This window comes from Rhizobium sp. CSW-27 (genome assembly GCF_018760785.1).
In the GTDB taxonomy this organism is placed as follows: Bacteria; Pseudomonadota; Alphaproteobacteria; order Rhizobiales; family Rhizobiaceae; genus Neorhizobium.
Genome location: NZ_JAHHZO010000025.1, coordinates 16,432 through 28,228, shown reverse-complemented (window position 1 = coordinate 28,228; position 11,797 = coordinate 16,432). Strand labels below are relative to the sequence as shown.

The window sequence follows — 11,797 nt, the reverse complement described above, 5'->3', positions numbered from 1 at the left end:
CAGAGCGCACCGTAACTGGCCTTTGGGACAGGATCGGGAAACTGATTGACCTCGTCGAGCCACAAGAGGCTCGCAACTTCTTCACATCATGTGGTTACGATCCAGCATGAAAGGGAAACGCTCTAGTCGTGCAGGCGAAGGCCGAGCGCCCGGTAGGCGCGGTCTGAGCGAACGGTCCGATCGGAAAAGGGCGGATTGCCAATGGCGAGATCGTAGATCGGCGCCAGATCGGTGCGCGCGAAGTCGCCATTGATGATGCGCGCCTTCGGCTGCAGTAGGCCGACGATACGGGCCGTGACCGGATCGAGCTCGATCCCGGTGACGTAGGCCGCGTCGCGATATTGCTCCGGCATCAGCGCCGGAAACAGGCCTGTGCCAATGCCCGGCTCCAGCACCCGGCCGCCGCGCCAACCAAGCCTCTGGATGCCTGCCCACATCGCCCGGATGATGAACTCCGGCGTGTAATGCGCATACTGCGTGCAGCGAGCAAGTGAGGCATAGTCCGCTTCGGACACTGCGGTCTCTAGCGAGGAACCTAGACTGTCCCAGCCGTTGCGGAAATCGACCTCGCCCGGCCTACGGAACATACCATTGGCCAACTCACTGGCGCCGAAGCCAGTGAAGCGAATGAGCTGCGCCTGCTCTTTGGGCGTCGCGGGCCGGTTCTGCCTGGCGATGCCGTCGGCAACGAGGATTGCCGCGACATTGGCACGGGCGCGATCCTTCCAGCTGGCGCCCAACGCGCGGTCGCCGTCAAGATAGAAGTTTGCCCGAGACCCCGCTCGCCGAACAGGTGCGGCAATGACGGGGAGGGCAGGGGCTGGTGCGGGCGGAGTAGGATCCGGGTCGTCATCATTGGCAGCATCCGGAGAGAAACCGCCGAACGCGGTTACACCAAGCCCAAGGCCGGAGGACAGGGCAGAGCTGCCGAACATGCCGAGAGTGAAGGGATCGTTGCTCATAGGAAAGGCTCCTTTGGTATGGGAACGAGCGCTGTCGTTCGGTCGGACACCCAACCGGTTGCCGCGCAGATTTTGCGAAAGTGAGATCTGGCTCAGGCGGCCAGGGGTGCAGGGAGGTGGCGCAGATGCACCGGCAGTTTGGCGGCGATTTCGTCGTCGCTGAGCGTATCGAGCAGCTTCAGGAAAGTGCCTTCCTTGCCGCCATAAAGCATGACCGTGCGATGGCCCTGCATCGGCTTCGGCCAACGGGGGCCGGCATAACCACGATAGTCGTCTGCCGTGGTGCTCCAGATATGCTCGAGCCGTTCCTCTCGGCTCATCGCCCGAACTGGCCGGGTTTCGCGGTCAAGGATCGCCGAGCGCATCGCCTCGACCGAGTTAGGATTGGAAAGGTCGCAGTAGGTGTGGAAATAGCGGATGGTGTCATCGATCCAGATCGCGTAGAAGACCGAGGTTACGAAACCGGTCATGAACTCGCGCATTGCGAAGATCGGCCCACGCATCCAGAGCGGCGTCAGAATGTCGAGCATGTAGGTGTAGGAGGCCTCGTCGATCTCGAACCACTCGCCGGCATAGGTGGCTGACTGATCACCATCGAATCGATCTGGGCGCTTGGCGTGCCGGTCGAACATCCGGAACATGTCGGTGCGTTTGGCAACACCTTGAAACACTTTGCGGGGAAGGGATATCGAGGTCATTGGCTTGATCCTTTCGGGGTTTGGGGACCGAAGGCAGCACTGTCGTTTCGACCTCGCTATCCTCTTCAGTCCTTCATGACCCCTCCCGATCGGCCGGCCTCGTGTCCGGCCAGGTCAAGGGCCGGCGCATGCCGGGCGAAGCCTCCCTTGATGCGGTCGGCGCGCATGCGGCAGGCCTTTTCCTATTCTCCGTCCTTTTTTCTCGCTTTTCCTTTTCCCTGTGCTGAAGAACTTCGTTCCAATCGTCCGCCGAAGGTCGAAGGCGCTGCCAATTGCAGCCAGCACTCTCGGCGATGTTACGCAGTCGTTCCGCATAGGCTTCCCCTTGGGAATTAGCGTCGGTGGCGGCGACTAGATTGACCCCTGGGAAAGCGGCCAGCACAGAAAGGGCGGCATCGGTTGCCGGAGACCACCCGCCGCCGGTGCTGAGATAAAGTGTTTCCTCGCGCGGCCCCTCGATGGCGGCAAGGCTCATCGCATCGATCGCGGCCTCAGTGACGCAGAGACGGGGAGCGTCGCTCGGACCCAAACGGAAGAGCACCTTCGCGCCCCCAGTGGAGAATCCGCGCCATTCGGGACCGCGCTCTTCCCAGCCGACCACTCGGCCGCGGCCATCGATATGCACCGCCCACATGCTGCCAAAAGGTCCTTCCCGCAGGATGTCCTCCCGGATGGCGTGCCTGACGATGGCAGGGGGGACCGAGCGCTCCCAACAAAGATAGCGCCATGTTTCGGAGCCGGGCGACGGCGTACGCCGGCTTCGCCAACGGTCAGCAATGGCCTCGTCTGACACTGCAGACCGCGACGGACGCCATTCCGGCCGGGAAAGCTGAAACCCGACCAGCGCTGCGACAGCGTCGACGGCGGCAGGAAACGTGGCCCTTTCCAGAAACATCTCAAGGCCAAAGACGTCGCCCTTCTCGTCACCCAGCGGATCGAACCAGCCTCTTCCGTCATGGGTCACGATAATGATGTTGCCGCCATGCCGGTATTTGACGGCGCGGCGGCTGCTTTCCTTCAGATCGATTTCGTAGCCAGCCCGTTCCAGCACGGCCTCGCAATTGACCCTGGCGCGCAGCGCCTCTAATTCTTCTCGTTTCATGTTTTCTTCGGCCGCACAGCGACCGTCCCTTCATTTTCCCGCAATCTGCGGGCCACCTTAGTCCCGCCGCGAAGAGCGGAGGGGGCAAGGGCGCAGCACGCAACTGACAAAAGTTGCAGCAAGCGCTGCGGCGAAGCTTCCCTTGCGGCCGACAGGTCGCCAGCGGCACGAACAGGCGGGTCTCAATGAGACCCGCGGGGGAAATACTCGTGCACGATCTCAAGATCGTCTTCGTCATCGAGTTCGTCGGACGGAAGGACGCCGAATTCGTCGCCGGATTTGAACAGGGTGATCGGAACCATCAGGTTGTTGCAGAGGTGGAAGGCGTGAGACTGGGCGAGGGAAAGATCGTGTGCCATGTTCAGGTGCTCCATCGGAAGCGGGCCAATTCCCGCTGATGGCTCCTCGAAGGAACAGGGACGGTCGCGATCACCGCAAAGGCGCAGACGAAGCGGCGGCAGCTTGCTAGCCGACCCTTTACGGGTTGATCGACGGAGATCCGGGCCTGGTCCAGGACGCCATCACAAGAAGCGGGATTGGAGTGCTTCTAGTGCTGCAATCTGACAGCGCACGGTTTTCGGTCCGCAGGTTCAGCTGGCTGCTGTCCGGCGGATGACCTAGATGATAGCACCCTACATCAAAACAGAAACATAATTAATTTATTTCAATACCTTAGACAAAGTGTCATAGTCATAATTATGGAACTAAGCCTGATACAGAACGGTCGCCTCTAAAATCGAGCGATTGTACCGTAAAGTTAACGTATCCTTCATGAGGTTAACTACCGCTGAGAAGTCGCATTAAGTCGGTCTCATAGATTGGACGCTCCAAGTCTATCTGAGCGACGTTTAAAGAACTGACCTGCAGTTGTATTAGCACGGCGGACGACCTGGACAGATTTTGTTTCGGCTAGCCACTTTGACTGGCTTTTCCGCAAGTCCCCGGCGCTGCACCCGTAGCGGCACGACCCCTCTTTGTCCCATGAAACACTTGCCTCAGTCATATGGCAGGGTGCCGACGCGTTCCGTTCGACTTACCCGAAGCGATACGAGCCGGGCAACCATCTATCTGGCGTGTTAGACCATGCCGAAATCCTTAAGACGCTTACCCTTTTGATTCGCGACGACGCTTCGATCACTGCCTCATTATCGCCGGCGTTTTCTGGCCGAGATAGCGATGCAGAATTTAGAGCACCAATTTGTAAGCAGGTACCATGATGCAGACCCCAGTTCCGCAGTTCAAGCTGACGATCCATAACGTTGCAATCGACAGGACGGGGCAACCAGCGGCATTAACCGTTCAATATGAAGGACTTGATAGTTCCTCATCCATTACTCGCCCCGTCGAGGGTCTCGGTATTCCAGACCTAGTGAAGTGCTGCGAGATCATTGCGAATCAGATCTTCCACCAGGAATTTCATCTCAATAATGTGGTAGAAATGAATTTCTCCCTGCAAGATGAACGTGGTCTCTCTCTTTGGCACACTAAGCCGACCTTGTACATGCAATGCCCACTCACGATGTCAATGAAGTGGTCGTGTATCCATTTGAGTAAAACCTACAAGACGATGACAACGCTCGGCCTCGTTGAACTTCCCCCCAACCTGGCGCTGGATGGCAATCAGATTGACCTCAATCGAACAGCTCGGGTGATCATGGACTCAGTGGCGAACGGCGTAGAATTCATGGGCAATTTGATGCTCATGAGAAACACTATAGACCACGACGCAGCCAAAAATGGATCACCCGTTTTGCCGCAGAGAGCTACTGGATAGTGCGCAAGCACCAGCGCAGAGCTCCAGCTGCATCACCTATTCGCCGAGCATGCCTCCAGGAATTGCACGAACGTCTTGGTCAGCGGACGATCCATCCAGTCTTCGGATGTGGCAATCTGAAACTTGGCCTTGTAGGAGAAAAGATCCGGTCTGATTGGCCGAATTCGTCCGGCTTTCTGAAAGCTGTCTGCATAATGGTCGGGCAGGTAGCCCAAATAGTTACCGGAGAGGATGAGAAACGCCTCTGCTTCCATATTCGAGACAGTGGCATGTGGATTGGAGATCGCGAAGATCTTGATATCGCGCGCGGCCCAGTAACTACGGCCGATGATGCGGTGGACCCTGACCACATCAATGGTGATTTCATCGTCGGGAACATCAAAAAGAGGGTGCCCGCGCCCGCAATAGAAGTTCTGCAACTCGTCATAAAGGTCGATGTAACTCAATCCGAGGGCCATCCTCGGAAAGCTGCCGATGCCGAGGTCGAGTTTGCGCGCCACGATATCACGAAGCAACTCCCCCGGTGGCCGTGTTTCGAGCACAAGACTGACGGAAGGCGCGGCATCGACAAGCTTGCCAACCGCCTCGGCCAGTGCTGAACGGGAATCGGAGATGATGTTGTCCACCATTCCGACCGTCAGCGTTCCGGCGAGATTGGATCGCAGACCGGATACCTTCCGGCCGAATTGATCGAGAGACCCGAAAAGCCGCTGACATTCCTCGAAGACGAGGCGTCCATGCTCCGTGAGGATGAAGCCTCTGCGCCCCCGTTTGCAGAGGCTGACACCCAGGCGCTGCTCAAGGGCAGTGATCTTCTCCGAAATGGTCGACAGGGACAGGTTCAGATCAGATTGTGCAGCCGAAAGTCCACCGGCCTCCACCACACGCATGAAGATCCGCATCAAACGGATATCAACGTTATCTACGGAGAAGGACTGACGAGGATTGCCGTCAAATTTCCGCAAATCGTGGTCTCCGTAACGCGCATCGAGCTTGTCCGCGCCATCGGAAGTGTAGCTCATGCTTTAGGAATTCATCACAAAACGGTATAGACGCGGATGGTCACTTCATCCAGGGAAAACCGGCACGTCGAAATGAAAAGCCTGTCTGCGAGCCAGCTGTGAGGGCCATCCGGAGCATCGAAGACAGGAGCGGCCCGGAAATAGACCTCTTCATCTGCAACGGGATCGCCACGATCCATTCGGTCGATGGCATCCTTGTTCGCTATGAAAAGGCCCTTGTTCTTGACGTAAACACAGGTGCCGTCGATGTTCTGGATCACATAATGCGCCTCGATGACCGTGACGCCGTCGGCGCGGACCAACGCATAGTCCGCGCCGCCGGGGAGGATCCGGCCCTCAAACTTTGGGCCGGAAACACTGCCATCGATAATCCGGAATACCATCCTCGAGCCGTTGCGACCGGCGCCGAAGTCCAGAGGTTTGGAGACCTTCGCGCGGATTTCGAAGGCAAATTCCGAATTGATTGCGTCAGCCATCTCTCACTCAAGCCTGGTAGGTGATGTGGCCGGCGCAGATCGTGTAGGCGGGCGCGACGGTCTCGATCGCCTCTGGATCGACTGCATCCAGCACGGTGTCCCAGACCACGATGTCGGCAGCGAAGCCCGGCTTCAACTGCCCTTTCCAGTTTTCGGCAAACTCGGCAAAGGCAGCCCTCGTCGTGTAGGCGTCCAGCGCTTCCATGAGTGTCTGCCGGTTATCAGGCAGATCGTCTGCCCAGCGCTGACGCGTCATCGCGGAATGCATCGACCGCATGGGCGAGACGGGTGAAACCGGCCAGTCGGACGAGAAGATGAGATCAACGCCCGCAGTCCTGATCGCACGCCAGGCATAGGCACGCTCCCAGTTGCTGCGGCCAATGCGCGTCAATGTCGGCTCTAGGGGCAGCCCCATCTGGCCGGGTGGATGTGGAGGTTGCATGGATGCGATGATCCGCATATCCGCCATACGCTGAATATCGATGTCGCGGACGACTTCAATGTGCTCGATGCGATGACGGCTGTCGCGGGCGCCATTGGCGATCCTCGCCGCAACATAACCATCAATGACGCTGGCCACTGCTCCATCTCCGATCGAGTGGACGGCAATCTGCAGGCCACGCTTGTCGGCCTCTGTGCAGATGCGATTGAAAGTGTCCTGGTCGAAGCGCGGCTCGCCCTTCCAGCCCGGACGATCGGCATAATCGTCGTACATCAGCGCCGTGTGGGAATCGAGAACACCGTCCATGAACACCTTGACGGTACCCGAGTTCAGCCACTCACCGTTAAAATCGGCGCGCATCTGGGCGGCCTTGTCCATCTGCTCGATGATATCGCCGCTGACGTAATGCAAGGGCACACGCCCGCGGCAAATGAGATTGCCTTCCGCCTGAATTTCGGACAGCAGTTCGAGCTGGTAGCGATTGCCATCCATGTTCTGGAAGCTAGTGATGCCATGGCTGGCCAGATGATGAAGACCACGCTTGATCAGTTCCCGATCAAAGGCGCGATCGGCAGCGGTCGGCGCAACCTCGGGCTCATCGCCCGTGCTGAGACCGAGGCGATCACGACCGGCGCTGGCGCTGAGCGCCATGACGTCGTCGAATGCGTAGTGTTCACGCAACTCACCATTCGCCAGACCGTCCTCGCCCATGACGATCTCGTTGCCTGATGGCAGCTGGCGGCCTTCCAGAATGCCGGCCTTGGTCAGGGCGATTGTGTTCGCCCATACCGTATGATGATCCGGCGACATCAGCGCTAACGGCCGGTCGGCCAGGATGGAATCGAGAATATGACGATCGAGACCGCGATCATCGCCGAGAATGGTGTAGTCGGCCGTATTCGCAATCAGTAGCGGATCATTCGGCTTCGAGGCAGCATAGGCCTGGACGGCAGCTTTCAGGGCTTCGTAGCCCTTGACGTTGTAAAGCGACAGCTGGTCGAGTTCGGCCGAACCACCGAAGATATGGATATGGCTTTCGTTGATGCCGGGCGTCACCGTCTTGCCCTGGGCATCGATCACCCTCGTCTCCGAACCTCGATAGGCGGCGATATCGTCATAGCTGCCAACGGCCAGGATGCGGCCACCGGCCACCGCGATAGCATCGGCCTGCGGCTGGTGTGCGTTCATGGTGATGACGCGGCCATTCGTAATGATCAGGTCGGCACTTTTTGCCATGGGTGTTCCTCCAGAGATGCAGCGTGGAAGTGCGATCGAACCGCCTTCCTGTTTTGATTATTCGACGGTCAGGTAGTATTTCCGGCAGGTTTCCAGCACCTCGAACCGGCCGCTGAAACCCTTCTGCATGGCATAGGTATCACCTGCCCCGAAGACCTGTGCAGCGCCGCCATCCGGCATGATGCAAACCTTGCCAGAGATGATATGGGCCAGCTCGTTGAACGGGTAATCGTCCATGCGCTCGGCATAGGGCGTTGCCTCCCAGATACCGCAGGTCTGGGTACCCTCGGAGAAGATGACGGTGCCCTGCTCGGTGGGTGCAGGCGTCAAAAGGCTTTCGGCGGGAACAACCTGGCAGCTCTCCAGACCGTTCGGGCCATCTGGTGTCAGAGCGATAATCTTCGACATGCGTTCAGTCCTGAATTTCAGCGATGCATTAGTTTTGGATGGTGACGTGCTTGACCGCGCAGTAGGCCGACAGGCCCCAGGGACCTAGCTCGCGACCGATACCGCTGGCCTTGAAACCGCCCCAGGCGGTGTTCGGGAAGATGATCTGCGGCGTGTTGATCCAGATGTGACCCGCATCGATCCGGTCTGCAATCTTCGCCGCTCGGTCGCCATCGCCCCCCACAACCGTGGCTGCCAAGCCGAAATCGGTGTCATTGGCGAGGAAGACGGCCTCGTCATCCGTGCGGAAGCTGCGGATGGCGAGTACGGGACCGAATATCTCATCCCGCCAGATCGCATGCTCCATGGGCACGTCGCGGAAGATCGTCGGCTCAACGAAGAAACCAGGGCGATCCTGTTCGATGCTGCCGCCGGTCAGACACTGGAGCGCGTCTGCCTTTGCCTGGGCGAGAAACTCACCGACCTTGGCCCATTGCGCCGCAGTCGTCAGAGGGCCCATTTCCCCGTCGTCCCGGTCATGTCCGGCCACCACGAGCGTTTTCGCCTTGGCAACAAGCGCCTCGGTAAAGTCGCTGGCGATACGGTCGGCCACGAGCAGCCGGGATGTGGCAGAACACATCTGACCGCAATTGAAGAAGATGCCGGCGGCAGCGATTTCGACGGCCTGGGAGATATCGGCATCGTCAAGGACGACGATCGGCGACTTCCCTCCGAGCTCAAGCGAGACCGGCACAGAGCGCCGTGCAGCAGCCGCCATGACCTGCGAACCGGTCGCATTGGACCCGGTGAACGAGATCTTGCGAAAGCGACGATCAGAACACAGGGCCGCTCCGACATCGCCACCACCGGGCACGATGTTCAATACACCTGCCGGCAAACCGGTTTCCAGCGCGAGGTCGCCGTAGGTGAGCTCCGCCAGCGTCGTGAATTCCGACGGCTTCAACACCGCCGTGCAACCGGCAGCCAGCGCCGGCGCGAGCTTCCAGGCCGTCGTGACCATGGGAAAGTTCCATGGCACGATCAGAGCGACGGGCCCCAGCGGCTCGAAATGCGTGCGACCTGAAAGACCGTCCTGCGCCAATAGAACGGCAGAGCCCTGGCGCCCATCCAGTTCGGACGCCAGATCGGCGTAGTAGTCGAAGGTCGCAGCGGCGTCCTCGACATCGATTTCCGCTTCGAGACGCGGCTTGCCGTTGTTGAGGCGTTGGAGAGCCACCAAGTCGTCCTTGCGGGCGCGAAGCCCGGCTGCAAAGAGACGCAGGTAGTCGGCACGCTTGGAACCGTCGAGGCGCCGCCAGCCGTGAAAGGCATCCTGGGAAGCCTGAGCCGCATCGGAAACCTGCTCAGTCGAGGCTGTCAGGAATTCCGCAAAGACCCGGCCGCTGGTCGGATCGATGGCGGGCAAGGCCGAGCCGGAACGACCGGTGTGCCAGATACCGTTCACAAAGACGGTCTGGGATCTGTTGATCAGGGTAGAAAGGTCGGGCCCACCGGCCCCATGTGGGAAAGATGTCATCATAGCGGGAAGCCCATACGGTGAACCAGGTTGATCCAGAGCTTGCGCCAGCCGCCCTTCTGGTCGACTTCATCGAGCGCATACATGGTGAGCTTGGCTCCGATCCACCGGAAGGGTTCCGGCGGGATCCAGTTCGGCAGGGTCCGGGCAAAATCCAGATCGAGATCGGGCCCTGTCTTCCCGTCGAGGATGTCGAGGCCGATATTGGCGCCGAAACGGGTGGTGGTCACACCGAAACCCGAATAACCACCCGCGTAGATGCCCTTGCCGCCGTAGTAGCGCTGGAAGTGCACCGCAAGGCGCATGGTCAGATCGATCGGACCGGACCAGGCATGAGTGAACTTCACGTCATGCAGCTGTGGGAAGGTATTGAAGAAATAGCCAGCCAGCCGCTCATAGGTCTCGATCTGACGATCCTGGGCCGGATCCGTATTGTTGTTGAAGAAGTAGCCGACACGCCCGCCGAAGATGATCCGGTTGTCCGAGGTCAGGCGCGTGTAGTTGAGCTGCGTGCGCGTGTCGTAGACGCCCTGTCTGTTATTCCAGCCAAGCCGCGCAAGCTGCTCTTCGGTCAAAGGCTCGGTCGCGATGACCCGATCACGAACAGCAACGATGCGCTGCTTTATCTTCTTGTGACCTGCATTCCAGGCATTCGTGGCAAACAGCACCTTGGGTGCCTTGACCCGACCATCATGCGTGATGATCGTCAGGGTCGATCCATTGTCCTCGACGCCGGTCATCGGCGTGTGTTCGTAGATCCGCACACCCAGGCTCAAGGCGACACGCTTCAGGCCCCAGGCCAGCTTGGCCGGATGCACGATACCGCTACGCTCGCGCGACCACATGGCACCCTCGAAAATCGGAGATGCCAGTTCGGCCTGTGCCTGTTCGCGGTCCAGAAGGATGACATTATGACCATGCCGCTTGGCGAGCTCATATTCGTCCTGCAGTTCCTGGAGATGCGACTTGGCCACGGCCACGGTCATCTCACCCGTCCATTCCAGATCGGCATCGATGCCATAGTCGTCGATCGTCTTCTGCCACCCGTCCAGGTTGGCCTTGCCAAGGCGCTCCAGCGCGGCAAGATCATTCGGGAAGATCCGGTTGGCATTGTAAAGACCATGCATGACCGAGGTCGATACGATCCCGCCCGGCCGACCGGACGCGCCATGGCCGACCTTGCCCGCCTCGATGATCACGACGTCGCGACCCGGGTTTTCCTGTTTCGCCAGGATGGCTGCCCAGAGACCGGTGAACCCACCCCCGACAATCGCCAGATCAGCATCGGTCGCACCGACCAGGTGCATTTCCGAACCTGGCGCCAGCTTGTTGTCCAGCCAGAAGGGGTAGAGCGTGGCATTGGCCAGAGCTCTGCGAATTGCGATCATTTTGAATGTGCTCCGAGCAGTTTCGGGAGATCACCAAAGCGGGCGACCAGCGAGAAGATGATGACGGTAAGCGCGACGAAGAACACGGATGCAGACGCCATGACCGGTGTGTAGCCGTAGCGCAGCGAGTTGAAGATCTTCATGGGCAGAGTTTCGATGACGGCACCGACCGTCATGTAGGCAACGAGGTACTCGTTCAGCGAGACGACGAAGGCGAAGGCGAAGCCCGAAATGACGTAGGGGCGAACAAGCGGAAACACGATCGTCTTGAGGATCACCTTGTTGTCGGCACCCATGGTTGCTGCCGCCTCCGGAAGACTGTCGTCGAGCGAGCCGAAGCCCAGTGACAGGGACACCAGCGGCAATGACACCAGAAAGATCCCATGGCTAATGACGACAGTCCATGCCTGGCCGTAAAAGCCAGTTTGCGTCCAGAAAGAGAGGAAGCCGAGCGCGGTAATCACTGGAGGCAGCAGGAAGGGCATCAGGCCAATCGCAAGGATGCCCTTCACCCAGCCGATGCGATAGCGCCAGTTGAACCAGGCAAGTGGAAAGGCGATGGCCACCGCAAGAGCCGCCGACAGGAAGGCAACGATCACGCTATTCAGCAACGCACCCGACCAGTCCGGCAGCCGGAAAAGGTCCAGATACCAGGACAGATTGAAGCCCTGCGGCGGGAAGGTCAAAGACTTCCGCTCGTTGACCGACACGCCGAGAACCACGAGCAACGGCGCACTCATCAGCAGTGCGAGAACGGAAAAGAAGATCCGGCG

11 protein-coding genes and 2 pseudogenes are annotated in these 11,797 nt (G+C 59.3%); 2 read left to right on the top strand and 11 right to left on the bottom strand.

Annotated features, from left to right (window positions below):
- Positions 1 to 110: pseudogene (locus KLP42_RS25385) on the top strand (IS630 family transposase); the annotation flags it as partial.
- A 15-nt stretch (positions 111 to 125) separates the two neighbouring features.
- On the opposite strand, the pseudogene KLP42_RS25380 reads toward KLP42_RS25385, so the two are convergent.
- The 4 genes and pseudogenes from KLP42_RS25380 to KLP42_RS25365 all read right to left on the bottom strand — a co-directional run.
- Positions 126 to 962, bottom strand: a pseudogene (locus KLP42_RS25380) (lactate dehydrogenase); the annotation flags it as partial.
- A 92-nt stretch (positions 963 to 1,054) separates the two neighbouring features.
- Positions 1,055 to 1,660 carry a DUF1419 domain-containing protein gene (locus KLP42_RS25375; protein WP_215570851.1) on the bottom strand — a complete coding sequence of 202 codons (606 nt, stop codon included), beginning with the start codon at positions 1,658 to 1,660 and terminating at the stop codon, positions 1,055 to 1,057.
- A 73-nt stretch (positions 1,661 to 1,733) separates the two neighbouring features.
- Positions 1,734 to 2,762 carry a DUF3991 and toprim domain-containing protein gene (locus tag KLP42_RS25370; protein ID WP_215570849.1) on the bottom strand — a complete coding sequence of 343 codons (1,029 nt, stop codon included), beginning with the start codon at positions 2,760 to 2,762 and terminating at the stop codon, positions 1,734 to 1,736.
- A 182-nt stretch (positions 2,763 to 2,944) separates the two neighbouring features.
- On the bottom strand, positions 2,945 to 3,121 hold the full coding sequence (locus KLP42_RS25365; RefSeq protein ID WP_172977924.1) for a hypothetical protein: 177 nt from the start codon (positions 3,119 to 3,121) through the stop codon (positions 2,945 to 2,947).
- Positions 3,122 to 3,975: 854 nt separating this feature from the next.
- Here KLP42_RS25365 and KLP42_RS25360 point away from each other — a divergent pair.
- The gene (locus KLP42_RS25360) at positions 3,976 to 4,536 is read left to right on the top strand and encodes a hypothetical protein (protein WP_215570847.1); all 561 of its coding nucleotides are present in this window, start codon (positions 3,976 to 3,978) and stop codon (positions 4,534 to 4,536) included.
- 32 nt (positions 4,537 to 4,568) lie between these two features.
- Here the strand turns inward: KLP42_RS25360 and KLP42_RS25355 are convergent, their stop codons facing one another.
- The 7 genes from KLP42_RS25355 to KLP42_RS25325 form a co-directional block, all read right to left on the bottom strand.
- Positions 4,569 to 5,558 carry a LysR family transcriptional regulator gene (locus tag KLP42_RS25355; protein WP_215570844.1) on the bottom strand — a complete coding sequence of 330 codons (990 nt, stop codon included), beginning with the start codon at positions 5,556 to 5,558 and terminating at the stop codon, positions 4,569 to 4,571.
- Between the two features lie 14 nt (positions 5,559 to 5,572).
- On the bottom strand, positions 5,573 to 6,034 hold the full coding sequence (locus tag KLP42_RS25350; RefSeq protein ID WP_215570842.1) for a DUF3237 domain-containing protein: 462 nt from the start codon (positions 6,032 to 6,034) through the stop codon (positions 5,573 to 5,575).
- Between the two features lie 7 nt (positions 6,035 to 6,041).
- On the bottom strand, positions 6,042 to 7,556 hold the full coding sequence (locus tag KLP42_RS25345) for an amidohydrolase (protein WP_353844933.1): 1,515 nt from the start codon (positions 7,554 to 7,556) through the stop codon (positions 6,042 to 6,044).
- A gap of 213 nt (positions 7,557 to 7,769) precedes the next feature.
- A complete protein-coding gene (locus KLP42_RS25340) occupies positions 7,770 to 8,120 on the bottom strand; it encodes a cupin domain-containing protein (RefSeq protein ID WP_215570839.1) in 351 nt (116 codons plus the stop codon).
- Between the two features lie 28 nt (positions 8,121 to 8,148).
- Entirely contained in the window at positions 8,149 to 9,636 is a 1,488-nt protein-coding gene (locus KLP42_RS25335) for an aldehyde dehydrogenase family protein (RefSeq protein ID WP_286675509.1), read from the bottom strand.
- A complete protein-coding gene (locus KLP42_RS25330; RefSeq protein WP_215570834.1) occupies positions 9,636 to 11,024 on the bottom strand; it encodes an NAD(P)/FAD-dependent oxidoreductase in 1,389 nt (462 codons plus the stop codon). The genes KLP42_RS25335 and KLP42_RS25330 overlap by 1 nt, the downstream gene beginning before the upstream one ends.
- Positions 11,021 to 11,764 carry an ABC transporter permease gene (locus tag KLP42_RS25325; RefSeq protein ID WP_215570853.1) on the bottom strand — a complete coding sequence of 248 codons (744 nt, stop codon included), beginning with the start codon at positions 11,762 to 11,764 and terminating at the stop codon, positions 11,021 to 11,023. Before KLP42_RS25325 ends, KLP42_RS25330 begins: the two co-directional genes overlap by 4 nt.
- Positions 11,765 to 11,797: the final 33 nt, after the last annotated feature.